Below are 16614 nucleotides of genomic sequence, written 5' to 3' on the forward strand. Positions count from 1 at the left end.
GTGTTTTATGGGAATCATACAAGCACTTTGTTTCCCGTTCTCCCTGGGGCTCTCTCCTTATGGGTATCATATGACCGCTTTGATTTCCATTCATCTGAGTTTCCTCCTTTAATGGGAATCATATGTAATAGTAAGGGGTTCGGTTCAGGGAGAGAAAAATCCAAATCTCAATCAAATTAGCAAGTAAAACTGCATAGAAATTAACAGTAAAAATAAACGTAAAAAAGCAGTGGAATAAATTTTGTCCACTGCTTTGTTCATTTAATGCACTTTAGGTTCGAATTGTGAAGCAGTAAGAATATTATCTGACGCTTAATTTTTTCATTATTTCTTCATAAGTTTCTAGAGTTTCGTATTTGTGATTAGTAAAACCTAGTTTCGTAGTGGCACCACTGGTTGTTGTTATGCAATTTCCTCGTACATCCACTATTAACAAGGTGTTAATCAGTATTTTTTCTTTTGACTTTTTATCAGTTACTTCGATAAATGAATTCATATAAATCCCCCTCATTTGTTATTCGTAATTTGTTCTATTGTTACTTTAAGCTTCTGAATTTATTGTACCTAAGTATTTAGATTATTGATGAAAATTTAAGATTATTTATCAATCAAAATAGAGATTAGCAATTCAATTAACAAACTATTTAACATACCTTTTGAAAGCTTTACAATATTTATTGTATTCTTGGTAAAGAGTATGCTAATTTACTTGTCAATTCATAACTAAGTAACCACAATACCTTAATATAATAATAAAAAGAGAGAGGCTAATTCTAGTGCGATTTCCCCCTCTAATTATACTGTTATTTATTGTTTTCTCTCCGCCAACCGAACCCGTTAATGTAATAGTGACCGCTTTTTTTATTTTCTTTATCCAGGGCGCTATTCCCGCTGAATAGTTACCTTTTCTCCATTTTCACATTCTTAAGGGCGTTATTCAGCCTCAATAGTGACCTATTTCTTGTATTTCCTTAATCCAGGGCACTATTCTCGCTGAATAGTTACCTCTTCTCCATTTTCACATTCTTAAGGGCGTTATTCAGCCTCAATAGTGACCTATCCTCTTTTTATTCTTAATGTAGGGCACTAACCACTCTTTAGCTCGCGTTCAAACCTATCATCATCTTATAGAACGCAAAAAAAGCATGGAAGAGTATGATCTCCTCCATGCTTTTAAAGTTTAATTATAGTTTTACAACGTTAGCTGCTTGGTCTCCACGGTTACCTTGAGTGATGTCAAAGCTTACTTTTTGACCTTCTTCAAGAGTTTTGAATCCGTCGCCAGTGATAGCTGAGAAATGTACGAATACGTCTTCTCCACCTTCAACTTCGATAAATCCGAAACCTTTTTCTGCGTTAAACCATTTTACTGTACCTTGATTCATTATAAAAAACCTCCAAAAATGTGTTACTTAATAACGATGTAAAACAAAAATTCACATGCTTTCACGACTTACATTTATTAATAATATAATTCCGTGAAAACATGTGAATTATAAGATTATACCTATTAAGTTTCTTAATCATAACATGGATTTATTTAGAATGCAAATAAAAAGTTCACTAATTTTTAACATTTGTATTTGAAGAGGGATTACGCTAGTCCGCTCCCTCTTCTTTTTACTAACTTCTGCATTCGATGTGCAAACATCCCCGCTAATACAGCTAAAACAATATCTTTCGGAAATGGTAGTGCCATCCATAGCCAAGCTACTTTATAAGAAAATGCTTCAGGTGCTGTAAACCAAAGCTTATATGCTGCATACATCCAATTTGTTCCAATTAGGTAATTTATGATTGTACCAACCAAAGCAGCAATAATATAAGAAACTATATGGTTGTTTTTCTCGATAATCTTCCCAGTTACATATGCAGTAATAATAAATGAAATTACGAATCCGAAAGTTGGACTTAGTATTTCTCCAAATCCCCCACTAAACCTAGCAAAAACAGGTGCACCAACTAAACCAATAAAAGCATAAACAGCCATGGAAATCGCACCTAGACGACTACCTAGAAATGCCCCTGCTAGAACCGCAAAAAATGTTTGTAATGTGATTGGCACTCCACCTATCACCATAAATGGAACAAAAGAAGTAATATTTGCTCCGATCATCATTAAAGCAGAGAACATACCAACATACACTATTTCCAATGCCCCAAGTTTATTTTTTGTATGAACTGTCAAACTCCCCATCATCTCACCCCGTAAATTTACTATAATTAAGAGAATAATATAATATTATCATTTGTGTCAACCTATAAATCTAAAAAGGTTAACACAAAAAAGTTTTATTTTTTTGTAACGAAAATTTAACTCGTGGTACTAATTTAGTGAACGCGCGTTGGAAAGGAGGCACCATGAACGAGCTCGAAAAAATATATGTGGAAATTCAACCTAGGATTTTCGCATTCTTTTATGTAAAAACAACGGATTCTGCCATTGCAGAAGATTTAACACATGACGTTTTTTATCATGCATTAAAAGGCTTTTCATCTTTCCAAGGAAAATCATCTATTCAAACATGGATATTTTCAATAGCACAAAATGTCCTTAAGAAATATTACAGATCTAAAAAATATTATCGCAATCTTGAAAATATGCTTACAGAAGACCAGAATCCAGTGCCTCCTTCCCCTGAGGATCTGTATATATTGAAGGAAATAAACTTGGAATTTGCTAAGCACATGAATAAATTAGATGACATCTCCAAAGAGATTGTCACTCTCCGTATATATGGGGAACTGTCCTTTCAAGAAATAGGAGAATTGTTAGGTAAAAGTGAAAACTATACGCGTGTAACATTCCACCGTGCAAAAATAAAGCTACAAAAGGAAATGAGGTCGAAGGATGAATAAGGACTGCTTTATCGCTGAGGATCTACTCCCTTTATATAATGAAGGCTTACTCCAGGACGTAACCGTCGAATGGCTCGAGTCTCACTTAGCAACATGCGAAAACTGTCGTGAACTTGCAGAAATATCGAAGGAACCAGTGGCGAAGGAAACAATTGAGTCAACTATTGATAATGAGAAGATGTTTACAAAAATCAAATTAAAACTATCTATTTTTCAGATTATCATCGTCGCAATATCATTTATCTTTGCAATAAAAACTTCGATGTTAAACAACAGTCTTGAGTTTATATTGTCCTATACTGTTTTGGGGGTTATTACGTATTTATTTTATAAGAGCTTTTGGATTGTTGGAGCGATTACTTTTTTACCTCTATTCATATGGTCACTCGTTGATTCTTTTATAAATTATTTCAACGGTCATATAAATTTCAACCAATTAATCCTAGGGTTTCCAGGTGCCTTCTTCATTGGAGCAATACATCTCATATTTGCATTTATTGGCTCTCTTGTTGGCCTGTTAATTCTTAAGTTAAAGGAAAGTGAGTGATGATAATGAACCTGAAAAAATTAATATATATTATTTTATTAATTGTTTTGATTGCTCCTATTTTATTACTTTATTTTTCCTTTAATGGCAACCCTGGATCCAAGTATTTCCTAAAAAAGGGATTAAATGAATTTCTTGAAACTGAATTTGCAAATTCAGAATATCGGATCAATGATGATGGGGTATATAACTTTAAGTTCAAAAATTACATCTATAGTGTTACAGAATTTCGGGATAATGACAGGATTGAATACGAGTTTGAAGTGAGAGGGCTAATAAAACCAAAAGAGATTCACTACTACCCTACGAATGTAGATGAAACACTTCAAATCAAGTTTAATGATCAGATCACAGATGAACTTAAAGCGGTATTGGAAAAGGAAATACCAGGGATTGTCACATATATTGAACCTTTTACGGAGGTATTAGAAGGAAAATATCCAAGCGATACAAAATGGAGTCATGATATTGAACTGATTCGCCCCTTCGATATTCTTTTCTTACTAGATGTGACTACTCTAACGAAAGAAGAAACACTAGAAGCGGCTCAGATCATTCAAGGTACCTTACAAGATTATCCTTATGGAGAGGCGAGAGTGGAAGGCTACGAAAAAGGAATCGATGAATATTCCCTTTACTCAATCAAATTTAATCATCATACAAAACTTACGATAGAAAGTATTAGCGAATATAAAGACTGAGGAACTGAACTAGCTAAGATACATCATTTATCATGAAAGTGAGTGATTGCTATTAAAAAGAAAAAGATTTTATATATCATTCTACTAATAATCCTTGTTGTAATTATCCTTTTCCTATATCAAATCTTCAACGGAAATCCCGTCTCAAAACATTATTTAAAAGCTGGGTTAGAAGATTTTTTGGAAGAAGAATTTCCTGATTCAGAGTATCGCATAAATGGTGATGGGGTTTATGATTTTACTTTTGGCATGTATGGATTTGATGTTACAGAGTTTCGAGGGGACGACGAAATCGAGTATGTTTTTGAAGTGTGGGGAGCGGTGAAGCCAACAGACATCCACTACTATCCTGTTAATACTGATTATGAGCTAGGAGCAAAGTTCGGAAAAGAAATTAAAGAGCAGCTTTACGAAGGAATAGATTCAGAAATACCAGGGATTGTCACACAGATTGAATTTTATCTTGATGTACTAGAGGAAAAATACCCTCCTGATACAAAATGGAGTCATGATATAGAGTTAATTGAACCGTTTGATATTAACTTTTCGCTTGATGTAACAAATCTTTCAAAGGAGCAAACTTTAGAAGTAGTTCAAGTAATTCAAAAAACATTGAATAATGGTAAATATCCTTATAATGATGCAAAGATTGAGGGTTTTGTCTATGCAAAAGGAAGTAAAGACTACGCTAAATACACCGTAAACTTCGATAAGGACACTGATATCTCCTTACGTGTTATTAATGAACATTCAAAATAAAAATAAAAAGGAATGGTGATTTTTCATGTGGGAAATTGCTTTTTATGGAATAGTAGCGCCGATTGCAACTTTACTTTTTTCTTTGTTGGTAACGATTAAATTTAAACGCTACTTTATCGTACCAATTATTCTATTCATTGGTCTTAATATCCTTACTATCATTCTACCAATGGTCCAGAACGTTGGTTGGCAAGCGCTATTTGGTTGGGCAACATTTTATACAATTGTATCCCTTGTTATTTCGCTGATTGTTTGGTTTATTAGAAAAAAATAAGATCATTCGAGGATAAAGGTCTCCTAGTACGGGGCCTTTATCTTTTTTCAAAAAGATGTAACTCGAATCTTGTCGACAATTATTTGTTGATTAATCCGATTGAGTTACTTATAATAAAAACCAGTAAGAAAATCCAATATTTTACTCTTATCAAGAGAGGTGGAGGGACTGACCCTGCGAAACCTCAGCAACCAGCAACATTGCATGGTGCTAATTTCAGAAGAATACACTGTATTCTAAAGATGAGAACAGTTATGGTTTGATTTCCTTCAAATCCCCTACCCTTCTCTCATCTTTTGAGAGGAGGTTTTTTTATTGTAAATTTATTCACAAAAATCCAAGTATACATCTATGTTTAGTTAATTATAAAGGAGGGAATTTTCAATGAGTGAAATTGTAATTCTATCTGGTAGTCCATTTGAAAGTTCGCGATCAGATCAAGTACTCCGATACTTAGGGCGCTTATTACAACAAAAGGGCTTTCAAGTTACACATATTTCCGTTCGTGACGTACCACATAATGATTTATTTTTCGCAAACTTCAATAGCCCAGTAGTAGAAAGAATCGCTAAACAAATCCGTGATTCGAGTGGCATCATCGTCGGTTCTCCAGTTTATAAAGCTGCTTTTTCTGGAGTATTAAAAACATTGATTGATATTTTACCGCAAGAAATTTTAGAAGGAAAACCAGTTTTACCTTTAATGACTGGTGGCAGCAAGTCCCACTTACTAGCACTAGAGTTTTCCCTAAAACCGCTATTAGCAACACTAAAAGGCCAAAACTTAAAGGGAATATACCTGACAGATCAGGAAGTGGATAAGGAAAGCTTAGAACCTATATTAGACATTGACACATTAGCAAGAACCAAAAAACAACTTGATTATTTTACTGAAATTATCAAAAAACAAAGCAACCCAATCCCGGAACACTATACCATTTAACAAAGGAGAATAATGATGACCAAAAAAAGAATTTATTTAAATGCATTTGAAATGAATTGTGCTGGCCACCAATCACCTGGACTATGGACACATCCAGACGACCGCTCCCATCAATATAAGGATAGTGATTATTGGATTGAACTCGCCAAAATTTTGGAAAAAGGACGTTTTGATGCTGTTTTTCTTGCAGATGTACTAGGGACATATGATGTATACAATGGTTCAAGGGATGCGGCCGTTCGCCAAGGAGCACAATCACCAGTCAATGATCCACTGCTTGTCGTTCCACTTATGTCATCCGTAACAAAACATCTTGGTTTTGGGGTTACTGCATCGGTTACACATGAACACCCTTATACATTCGCGCGGAGAATGTCGACTCTAGATCACCTAACAAAAGGACGAGTAGGTTGGAATATCGTTACATCATACTTAAAAAGTGCTGCAGTAAACATGGGATTAGAAGACCAGATTAATCATGATGAACGCTATGATATTGCTGCGGAATATTTAGAAGTTTGCTATAAACTTTGGGAGAGCAGCTGGGAAGATGATGCTGTAAAAGTAGATAAAGAGAATCGTATATATACGGACCCCGATAAAGTCCATGATATTAACCATGAAGGGAAATATTATAAAGTTCCTGGTGCTCATTTATGTGAACCTTCCCCACAAAGAACACCAGTACTTTTCCAAGCAGGTGCATCAAACAAAGGTAGAGAATTTGCTGTAAAGAATGCTGAACTAGTTTTTATTGGAGCACCGACACTTACTATTGCCAAAGCAACAGTGAAAAAATTACGAGATGATTCAGTTAAGTATGGTCGAAATCCCGATGAAGTGAAAATATTAACGATGGTCACTCCAGTTGTTGGAAGAACGGAAGAAGAAGCTCAAGAAAAATATAATGAGTATAAAAAGCATATTAGCTATGAAGGTGCTCTTGCTTTATTTGGAGGTTGGACTGGTGTCGACTTATCTGGTTATGACCCTTCTACAATTGTAAAGTATGTGGAAAACGACTCTATCCGCTCCGCTCTAGAAAATTATACGAAAGTGGATCCTACACGCCAATGGACTGTTGGGGAAATTGCTGAACAGATTGGGATTGGCGGCATGGGAATCAATATGGTTGGAACTCCAGAGCAAATTGCAGATTTAATTGAAGAATGGGTAAATGAAGCTGGTGTAGATGGATTTAACATTGCATATGCAGTTTCACCAGGAACGTTCAAGGACTTCGCCGAACTTGTTGTACCTGTTTTACAAGCTAGAGGCAGAGTGCCAATTGGATATGAGGAAACAACATTAAGAGGTAACTTATTTGGTGCTGGCCCACAACTTCCTGATCATCATCCAGGTAAAAGCTACACAAGAAAGGAAAAAATAGTTTTATAAATGTCCTATGACGATTATTTATGAAAAGTAGTCGTGGATACCATCGTCACGACCACTTTTCATAGAATAATAGTTGATACTCGTTTAGAGAAGCTTTATCAAGACGATTTCATTATGTATTCTAGTTCAGATTGTCGTGATGACCTTCCTCTCGACCATTTCAACCAGTAACCCAGCTCAAACCCGTCGTGACAACCTCCCTCTCAACCAGTTCAACTCATATCCTAGCCCAAACCCGCCTTGATAACCTCCCTCTCGACCAATTCAACCTACAACTTTGCTCAAACCCGTCATGATAACCTCTCTCTCAACCAGTTCAACCAGTAACCCAGTTCAAACCCGTCGTGACAACCTCCCTCTCAACCAGTTCAACCAGTAACCTAACTCAAACTCGTCGTGATGACCTTCCTCTCTACCATTTCAACCTACAACTTTGCTCAAACCCGTCATGATAACCTCTCTCTCGACCAGTTCAACTCATATCCTAGCCCAAACCTGCCTTGATAACCTCCCTCTCGACCAGTTCACCAAGTAACCTAGCTCAAAACCGTCGAGACAACCTCCCTCTCAACCTCTTCATCCCGTAACCTTGCCCAAACCCGTCGTGACAAGCTTCCTCTCGACCGTTTCATCCCGTAACCTAACGCAAATCCGTCGTGATAACCTCCCTCTCGACCAGTTCAACTCATATCCTTGCCCAAACCCGTCGTATAACAATCTCCCTTTCGACCACTTCTCATAACTATCGCTCACATACCTATCCCTAATTACATCATGCGACCAAGGAAATCGAATCTAAATAAAATACCCCGAACATCCAAAGGTTCGGGGTACTCTTATTTTATCGACTTATAAAAATTTTACACAAACTACTTCTGGCACTTCTACTTCTGAATCCAGCTTTGTTAACTTCCCTGTTTCTTGATCTCGAGCAAATAATACTAAGTTGCCTGTATGTTGGTTAGAAGCTACTAAAAATGCACCACTTGGATCAAATACAAAATCGCGTGGCCACTCACCACCAGAAGGAGTATGTTCAATAAACGTTAATTCGCCTGAAGCTTCATCGACTGAAAATACTGCGATACTATTATGACCGCGGTTTCCTGTATAAACAAAACGGCCATCCTTTGAAATGTGGATTGCACTTGCATCGTTTGTTTCGTTAAAGTCTTCTGGAATTGCACGGATATATTGCTTTTCTGTAAAAACACCAGTTTCTGCATCATAATCTAACACGACTACTTCAGAGCTTAACTCTGTTAGTAAATAAGCAATTTTTCCATTTGGATGGAATGTAAGATGGCGCGGGCCACTTCCTGCTTTAACTTTTAACGTGCTAACTTTCTCTAGCTTATCCCCAACTACTTTATATGTAACTACTTCGTCAATACCTAAATCAGCAACTACAAAGTACTTTTTATCTGGTGTATAGCCTGTAAAATGCACATGTGATTTTTCTTGGCGTTGATGAGGGCCTGTCCCTTCGTGCTGCACTTCAAATGCTAAAGGTTGAACTCCTCCATCTTCTTTTGTTTTGTATAAACTAACCGTACCTTTATGATAATTCCCTGTAACTAACGCATCGTCATGGATCTCCAAATGACATGGCGGTGCACCTTCCTGAAGATCTTCATTGATAAAAGTTAGCTCTCCATCTTTAATGCTATATGCAGCTACTCCACCTAATTTATCTTGCTGTGCTACTGAATATAAATATTGTTTATCTTCACTCACTGCTACATATGTTGGACTTCCAACTTTTGCAGCAACTTCTACATTTGTTAGTTTCCCTGCTTCTACATCTAAAACAAAACGATAAATTCCTTCACTGCTTTGTCTTGTATACGTTCCTGCATAACCTATGTATTTTTCAGCCACTATCGTTCTCTCCTTTATTTGTTTGCCCCCATTATAGCATAAGAAAAGCGAAACAATGTCATTACGGTATTCTGAATCAACGTAAAAAGAGAGTGCCATTATATCGACACTCTGACATTGTTATTTTACTGATAATCGCACACGAATTCCCGCAGGATCTTTCGTAATGAAGCTTCCCTGCTCTTCTGCTATATATTCACCAGCAGCTTGCAAACGATCTTTCACTGCTTGCAACTCATTTTCATCTGGTACTAAGATTGTAAACCATTTTAATCCTGCACTGTTTTCTGCTGGAGCTGGTGCACCTGCACTTCCCCATGTATTCATTCCAATATGGTGATGATAACGATGTTTTGAAATAAACAGAGCTTGACTTCCATAGTTCAATACTGGTTCAAAACCAAGTAAGTCACAATAAAACTGTTTTGTTTTTTGCAATTCATTGACTTGTAAATGTATATGACCAACTAACGTTTGTTCCGGCATTCCTTTCCAGCCTTCTGTCGATGCTTCCCTTAATATGCTTTCAATATCAAGTGCTACTGTCGTCATATGCACTTGATCACCATCCCACTTCCATTGATCTGTAGGTCTGTCTATATAAATCTCAATTCCATTCCCTTCAGGATCCGCAAGATATAGTGCTTCACTCACATGGTGGTCAGATGCACCTTGTAATGGATATTGCGTTTTAATAAAATAGTGAATAATATCTGCTAAATCAGAGCGATTTGGTAGCAAAAAAGCAATGTGGTACAATCCAGTAGAACGCGTCCGTTTTTGAATATCACTTGGTTGTTCCAGGGTTAAGATTGGAGTTTTACCGTCAGCTGTTAATGTAGCTTCCGTATCTGTTTCTTCAAGTACTTTAAAACCAAGTACATCTATATAAAACTTCATCGTACGTTGTAAATTTTCTACTAACAAATTAACACTACTAATAACCGGATGTTGTTTAAGGTTCATTTATTTTTCCTCCGTCTCTTTTACTTACTTTATGTAAGTAACTATATATTAAAAATTAGATTTAGTCAAGTAACTTTAGCGCGAAATAAAAGTTGGTAATCAATATCTATCGTGATATAATTAAGTAAGAGAGGTGATTATATTGAATACACCAACTATGTGTCCAAGATTTGAAAAGGCAATGAGTATATTAGGACAACGCTGGTCCGGATTAATAATTTATCAATTACTAAATGGACCACAACGTTTTTGTACAGTGGAAGCCGCAATGCCAATAAGCGCACGCGTTCTATCCGAAAGATTAAAAGACTTGGAACAAGAAGGAATTGTTTTACGCCAAGTATATCCTGAGACCCCTGTCCGTATTGAATATTCATTAACGGAAAAAGGCCTAGCACTGGCACCATTAATGAAAGAGATTGAAAAATGGGGACAAGATTGGATTGAAATAGAGAACGAGAAAGTTACGAATAATGATTAGGTCGGTACTTCATTCAGAAGTACCGGCTTCTTTATTTTTAGCTAACATTTAAGGTAATATGTAGTTAATTAATCGTAAAGGGGATTAGCACATTGAAACAGGATATTATTCAACGCTTCACTTCATATGTAAAAGTAAATACACAATCAGACGAGAACTCCGACACATGTCCTTCCACAGACGGCCAATGGACGCTTGCAAGAATGCTCGTTGATGAGTTAAAGGCGATTGGCATGGAGGAAGTTACGATCGACGAAAATGCTTATGTCATGGCAACACTTCCAGCCAATACTGAAAAGCAAGTTCCTGTTATAGGATTTTTAGCACATGTTGATACGGCAACAGATTTTACTGGTGAAGGTGTTAACCCACAAATAGTGGAGCAATATGATGGTAAAGAAATTAAGCTAAATGATAATGTCGTTCTTACTCCAAAGGACTTCCCTGCTCTAACAAACTATAAAGGTCATACGTTAATTACAACTGACGGTACAACGCTTCTAGGTGCCGATAATAAAGCCGGAATTGCGGAAATCATGACGGCAATGGATTATTTAATCAAACATCCAGAAATTAAACACGGCAAGATCCGAGTTGCTTTTACGCCAGATGAGGAAATCGGCCGTGGACCACATAAATTTAATGTAGATGAATTCGGTGCCAACTACGCATATACAATCGATGGCGGTCCTCTAGGCGAACTACAATATGAAAGTTTTAATGCAGCAGGATTAAAGCTTACTTTTAAGGGAACAAACATCCACCCTGGTACAGCGAAAGGAAAAATGGTCAATGCAGCTAAGATTGCTATGGAGTTTCATAATTCCCTGCCAGCCGAGGAAGCACCTGAATTAACAGAAGGATACGAAGGCTTCTACCACTTACTTTCATTCCATGGTGATGTAGATACAACAAAACTCAACTACATCATTCGTGACTTTGATCGCGATAAGTTTGAAGCAAAAAAAGAAAATGTGAAAAAAATAGTCGCACACCTGCGCGAGAAATATGGACACGACCGCATCATTATCAATATGAACGATCAATATTACAACATGCGTGAAAAAATTGAACCTGTGAAAGAAATTATCGAGATTGCTTCTGATGCAATGAAAAGTCTAGATATTACACCAGTAATTGAACCAATTCGCGGTGGTACAGATGGGTCTCAGCTTTCCTATATGGGGCTCCCTACACCAAATATTTTTACTGGTGGAGAGAACTTCCATGGACCATATGAATTTATTTCAGTTGAGAATATGGAAAAAGCTGTTCAAGTCATTGTGAAGATTGCAAGCTTATTTGAGGAACGGGCATAATTGTAAGATAAATTGAATGTAAGTGTACTATACCGCTTCGGAAATACACTACGCTTTCCGCGGGCGGTTCGGGAGCCTCCTCGGCGCTGAACACGCCTGTGGGGTCTCCCGGCTATCGTACATCCCGCAGTCAACCATGTATCCAAAAATACACCACAGGGAATGGAAATGTGCTAGGGTAGGTCTATACGATGCATGTATAAGTTAGATTTAACTTTTTGGCTCTGTTAAAGTTCATTGTTGTTGACAATTTAGTTGATTGTAGCGGATGTACACGAGACTCCTGCGGGAACAGCACGAGCTGAAGATCCACTTGGCAAAGCGGTTTTCTTTGCCAAGTTAGCTGAGGCCGTGCCCGCGGAAAGCGAGTGTACAGAAGCGAAAATCAACAACAGTGTTTAACAGAGCTAACTTTTTAAAGCTTTATTTCCATGGTAGGAGTCTTCGTGTATTTCCTCCGCTGGTAACTAAAAAATTTTTATTATTCATAAAACGACCGAACTACCTTGTCCTGAGATCAAGTTATAGTTCGGTTTTTGTTTGCAACCATATTCCTTTGCCCCAACCTCTTTTAGGTCATATTTTAACAACACCCCTAGTAATGTCATCAATCATTCAATATATTTAAATTATGGTACATAATGGTAATTAGAAGACATATTGTTTTAGTACTACAAAAAAATCTATAATGGCTCATCCACTGACATAAATCACCTTTTATAGGAGGTTCGTTATGTATAAAAAGCTCATTCCCTTGTTCCTGGTAGCTTGTATTATTTATTCAGGTTGTTCGAACAAAAATAGTAGTCCTGACTGGAAAAATGGATTTGTAGTGTTGAATGATGGAGCTAAGTACATCGAAACATTGGAATATATTGATAAAGAAGATATAGGTCCCTCCATCGGAAAGGTTACCTTCTATTCTGATAACGAATTTGATGCTGATATAAATGGCAAAACTGTCAGTTCCAATACTTTTACAAAAGGAACAAAGATTTATGAAATTAAGGATGTTAGTAAGAAAGAAGCACTTGCTGTTCAAGTCGATGATACATTTGTGAAGATTCAGTATGATGGGATATATGGTGAGTAAATCCAATGTATGCTAGGATTCCCCTTGTTATTCACAAGCAAATGAAATCTATTTCTGTGAAGACACTTTTAAAAAAGTTGTTGACTTTCGCTTTTGTCCTTGTCATAATACATATGACAAATGAATCAGATTGCCTTTAAAACAGTCCCGTGAGGCTGACAAGGTTGCATGCGTAATATTTTTTTGTGCGCATGAATTCTGCATAGAACGGTTATTCTATTATTTTCCGCTCATTTATGCACCTTGCCAGTCATTGGGCAAGGTGCTTTTTGCTGTACCTTACCAATGGCACAATCTGATCTCAGCCAACAATGATTAGGAGGAGATTTCGGATGAAAAGAGAAATCCAAGTCGATGAACGACTACCATTATTACAAAGTTTACCATTAAGCTTACAGCACTTATTCGCAATGTTTGGGTCTACAGTTTTAGTACCTGTTTTGTTTGGTGTAAACCCAGCAACTATTCTTTTAATGAACGGAATTGGAACATTACTATATATCTTTATTACAAAAGGTAAAATCCCTGCGTATCTTGGTTCTAGCTTTGCATTCATATCACCAGTATCCGTTGTATTAGGTAAATATGCAGGTGGCGATGGATATGGTTATGTACTTGCCGGCTTCCTTGTCGTAGGTCTTGTATTAACACTTGTCGGTCTTCTCATTAAAGTAGTAGGAACATCATGGATTGATGTTATTTTCCCACCAGCGGCTATGGGTGCAATTGTCGCAGTTATCGGACTTGAACTTGTTCCAGTTGCTGCAGGAATGGGACATTTAATTAAACCTTCTGATGCAGCAGAAGATTGGATTGCAAATCCTGATTATATTATCGTTTGCTTATTAACACTCTTAATTACAATTGTTTGTTGGGTAACATTAAGAGGATTTTTGAAAATCATTCCAATTTTACTCGGTATTGTTTCTGGATATATCATTGCTTACTTCTACGGACTTGTAGATTTCACTGCTGTGAAAGAAGCAGCATGGATTTCCATGCCAACATATTATCAAATGCAATTTAACTGGTCAGATATTTTAATCATACTACCTGCTGCACTCGTCTTAATACCAGAGCATATTGGACATTTAGTTGTAACAGGAAATATTGTAAAGAAAGACTTAGTGAAAGATCCTGGACTTGATCGCTCTATGATTGGTAACGGTGTTTCCACGATGCTTTCCAGTTTCTTTGGATCTACACCAAATACAACTTATGGAGAAAACATCGGAGTTCTTGCAATTACGCGTGTATATTCTACTTGGATTATCGGTGGTGCAGCAGTTATCGCCATTGTACTTTCCTTCTGCGGTAAGTTAGCAGCACTTATTCAAGGTATCCCAAGTCCAGTAATGGGTGGAATTTCATTACTACTATTCGGTATCATCGCTGCAAGCGGGATCCGCATGCTTGTTGAATCAAAAGTAGACTATAGTAATTCACAAAACTTAATCTTAACTTGTGTTGTACTCGTAATCGGAATTAGCGGTGCAGTTATTAATATCGGTGATGTTGAATTAAAAGGAATGGGTCTTGCAACTATCGTAGCAATCCTCCTAAGTATCTTCTTTAAAATACTAAACGTATTAAAACTAAATAACGATTGATAATGTAAGTGTCTGACCCTGAACAATTTAAAATTGTTTCGGGTCAGACACTTTTTTATTGTTTTCGCCAATTTATATTAGTTTTAACATAGTATTGTGTCGAATTTGCAATTGAGAATGTCGATTGTTATTGAGAAAGCTTGAATTACAGGGTAATCTAGCAAATTCACAATACTGTAAAGATTAGTCTAGCATTTTTAAATTCACTCTGATATAATAATTATTATAAAGTAAGAGATTAATATTCTAGGAGGTGCTCATTAAATGAGCGTAAATGAGAATAATAATAATAAAAAGAAATTAACTACAGCTGCTGGTGCTCCAGTTACTGATTATCAAAATTCTATGACAGCTGGACCTCGTGGGCCTATTTTATTACAAGATGTTTGGTTACTAGAAAAACTAGCTCACTTTGATAGAGAAGTAATTCCTGAACGTCGTATGCACGCAAAAGGTTCAGGTGCATACGGTACTTTTACAGTAACAAATGACATTACGAAATATACGAAAGCAAAAATTTTCTCTGAAATCGGTAAGCAAACTGACATGTTTGTTCGCTTCTCTACCGTTGCTGGTGAACGTGGTGCCGCTGACGCTGAACGTGATATTCGTGGATTTGCAATGAGATTTTATACAGAGGAAGGTAACTGGGACCTTGTTGGAAACAACACACCTGTGTTCTTCTTTAGAGATCCGTTAATTTTCCCTGACTTAAACCATGCGGTAAAACGTGATCCACGCACAAATATGAGAAACGCTAATACGAACTGGGATTTCTGGACATCCTTACCTGAGGCATTACACCAAGTTACAATCGTAATGAGTGACCGAGGAATTCCAAAGTCTTACCGTACTATGCATGGATTTGGAAGCCATACTTTTAGTATGATTAATGATAAAAATGAACGTGTTTGGGTAAAATTCCATATGCGCTCACAACAAGGTATTGAGAATTTAACGGACGAAGAGGCAACAGATCTTGTTGGTAAAGACCGCGAAAGCCATCAGAGAGATCTATATGAAGCAATTGAGAATGGTAATTTCCCTAAATGGAAAATGTATATTCAAGTGATGACCGAGGAACAAGCAAACAACATGCCATACAATCCATTTGATTTAACGAAAGTATGGTATAAGAAAGACTTCCCTCTTATCGAAGTTGGAGAGTGGGTACTTAACCGTAATCCAGAAAACTATTTTGCTGAAGTAGAACAAGCTGCTTTCACACCAGCTAACGTTGTACCAGGAATCAGCTTCTCGCCAGATAGAATGTTACAAGGAAGACTATTCTCTTATGGTGATGCACAGCGTTATCGTCTTGGCGTAAACCACCATCAAATTCCGGTAAACCAACCGAAATGTCCATTCCATAGCTTCCATCGTGATGGTGCGATGCGTGTCGACGGCAACCATGGAAGTAGACTTGCATATGCTCCTAATAGTTACGGAGAATGGCGAGATCAACCAGAATATAGAGAGCCAGATCTTGCTATTAACGGAAATGCAAACCGTTGGGAATTCCGTGAAGATGATGATAATTACTTCGAACAACCAGGAAAACTATTTAACTTAATGAGTGATGAACAGAAACAAGTATTGTTCGAAAATACTGCTCGTAATATGCAAGGTGTTGAAAAGCATATTAAATTGCGTCACATCAAGCATTGCTATCTTGCTGATCCAGCATATGGCCAAGGTGTAGCAGATGCACTTGGAATTCCTTTGAGCGAAGTTGAATTAAAAGCTAGCGAAGTTTAATACAAAAACAGGTAGCAACGAAATGT

The 16614-nt window shown here is 36.9% G+C and carries 17 protein-coding genes and 1 riboswitch; of the genes, 12 read left to right on the plus strand and 5 right to left on the minus strand.

Translation table 11 applies throughout. From position 1 onward, the window contains the following. Positions 1-301 precede the first annotated feature (301 nt). The 3 genes from ACFPM4_RS17665 to ACFPM4_RS17675 form a co-directional block, all read right to left on the minus strand. Complete coding sequence (locus ACFPM4_RS17665) at positions 302-496, minus strand: hypothetical protein (protein ID WP_382354732.1); 195 nt, start codon at positions 494-496, stop codon at positions 302-304. A gap of 688 nt (positions 497-1184) precedes the next feature. Beyond that, positions 1185-1385 carry a cold-shock protein gene (locus tag ACFPM4_RS17670; RefSeq protein WP_144921447.1) on the minus strand — a complete coding sequence of 67 codons (201 nt, stop codon included), beginning with the start codon at positions 1383-1385 and terminating at the stop codon, positions 1185-1187. Between the two features lie 209 nt (positions 1386-1594). Then, positions 1595-2197, minus strand: a complete 603-nt coding sequence (locus ACFPM4_RS17675) for a biotin transporter BioY (RefSeq protein ID WP_144921445.1) — start codon at positions 2195-2197, stop codon at positions 1595-1597. A 164-nt stretch (positions 2198-2361) separates the two neighbouring features. Between ACFPM4_RS17675 and ACFPM4_RS17680 the strand changes: the two genes are divergently transcribed. The 7 genes from ACFPM4_RS17680 (at position 2362) to ACFPM4_RS17710 (ending at position 7480) form a co-directional block, all read left to right on the plus strand. Further along, positions 2362-2859 (plus strand): RNA polymerase sigma factor, encoded by a 498-nt coding sequence (locus ACFPM4_RS17680; RefSeq protein ID WP_382354737.1) that lies wholly within the window; start codon positions 2362-2364, stop codon positions 2857-2859. Further along, entirely contained in the window at positions 2852-3406 is a 555-nt protein-coding gene (locus ACFPM4_RS17685; protein ID WP_382354740.1) for a zf-HC2 domain-containing protein, read from the plus strand. The genes ACFPM4_RS17680 and ACFPM4_RS17685 overlap by 8 nt, the downstream gene beginning before the upstream one ends. 5 nt (positions 3407-3411) lie before the next feature. Beyond that, positions 3412-4107, plus strand: coding sequence for a YfjL-like protein (locus ACFPM4_RS17690; RefSeq protein ID WP_382354743.1), 696 nt, complete (start codon positions 3412-3414; stop codon positions 4105-4107). 42 nt (positions 4108-4149) lie between these two features. After that, positions 4150-4866: a YfjL-like protein gene (locus ACFPM4_RS17695; protein WP_382354745.1), complete on the plus strand. Its 717-nt coding sequence runs from the start codon at positions 4150-4152 to the stop codon at positions 4864-4866. Between the two features lie 25 nt (positions 4867-4891). Then, positions 4892-5140, plus strand: coding sequence for a DUF2651 family protein (locus ACFPM4_RS17700; RefSeq protein WP_144921433.1), 249 nt, complete (start codon positions 4892-4894; stop codon positions 5138-5140). 144 nt (positions 5141-5284) lie between these two features. Beyond that, positions 5285-5389: riboswitch (SAM riboswitch) on the plus strand. A 135-nt stretch (positions 5390-5524) separates the two neighbouring features. Beyond that, the gene (gene ssuE / locus ACFPM4_RS17705; protein ID WP_382354749.1) at positions 5525-6082 is read left to right on the plus strand and encodes an NADPH-dependent FMN reductase; all 558 of its coding nucleotides are present in this window, start codon (positions 5525-5527) and stop codon (positions 6080-6082) included. 15 nt (positions 6083-6097) lie between these two features. Beyond that, entirely contained in the window at positions 6098-7480 is a 1383-nt protein-coding gene (locus ACFPM4_RS17710) for an LLM class flavin-dependent oxidoreductase (RefSeq protein ID WP_382354752.1), read from the plus strand. Positions 7481-8329: 849 nt separating this feature from the next. Here ACFPM4_RS17710 and ACFPM4_RS17715 read toward each other — a convergent pair. Both ACFPM4_RS17715 and ACFPM4_RS17720 read right to left on the minus strand, forming a co-directional pair. Next, positions 8330-9361, minus strand: coding sequence for a lactonase family protein (locus ACFPM4_RS17715; protein WP_382354754.1), 1032 nt, complete (start codon positions 9359-9361; stop codon positions 8330-8332). 120 nt (positions 9362-9481) lie between these two features. After that, a complete protein-coding gene (locus ACFPM4_RS17720) occupies positions 9482-10327 on the minus strand; it encodes a VOC family protein (RefSeq protein ID WP_382354756.1) in 846 nt (281 codons plus the stop codon). Between the two features lie 142 nt (positions 10328-10469). Here ACFPM4_RS17720 and ACFPM4_RS17725 point away from each other — a divergent pair, with 142 nt between their 5' ends. The 5 genes from ACFPM4_RS17725 to ACFPM4_RS17745 all read left to right on the plus strand — a co-directional run bounded on the left by ACFPM4_RS17725 (position 10470) and on the right by ACFPM4_RS17745 (position 16588). After that, a complete protein-coding gene (locus tag ACFPM4_RS17725) occupies positions 10470-10808 on the plus strand; it encodes a winged helix-turn-helix transcriptional regulator (protein ID WP_382354759.1) in 339 nt (112 codons plus the stop codon). Between the two features lie 92 nt (positions 10809-10900). Then, the gene (gene pepT / locus ACFPM4_RS17730) at positions 10901-12127 is read left to right on the plus strand and encodes a peptidase T (RefSeq protein ID WP_382354762.1); all 1227 of its coding nucleotides are present in this window, start codon (positions 10901-10903) and stop codon (positions 12125-12127) included. A 733-nt stretch (positions 12128-12860) separates the two neighbouring features. Then, complete coding sequence (locus ACFPM4_RS17735) at positions 12861-13220, plus strand: hypothetical protein (RefSeq protein ID WP_382354765.1); 360 nt, start codon at positions 12861-12863, stop codon at positions 13218-13220. Positions 13221-13552: 332 nt separating this feature from the next. Then, on the plus strand, positions 13553-14830 hold the full coding sequence (gene uraA / locus ACFPM4_RS17740) for a uracil permease (protein WP_382354768.1): 1278 nt from the start codon (positions 13553-13555) through the stop codon (positions 14828-14830). A 264-nt stretch (positions 14831-15094) separates the two neighbouring features. Next, on the plus strand, positions 15095-16588 hold the full coding sequence (locus ACFPM4_RS17745) for a catalase (RefSeq protein ID WP_382354771.1): 1494 nt from the start codon (positions 15095-15097) through the stop codon (positions 16586-16588). Positions 16589-16614: the final 26 nt, after the last annotated feature.

It is taken from the genome of Lederbergia graminis, assembly GCF_042655485.1.
Lineage (GTDB): Bacteria > Bacillota > Bacilli > Bacillales > Bacillaceae_C > Lederbergia > Lederbergia graminis.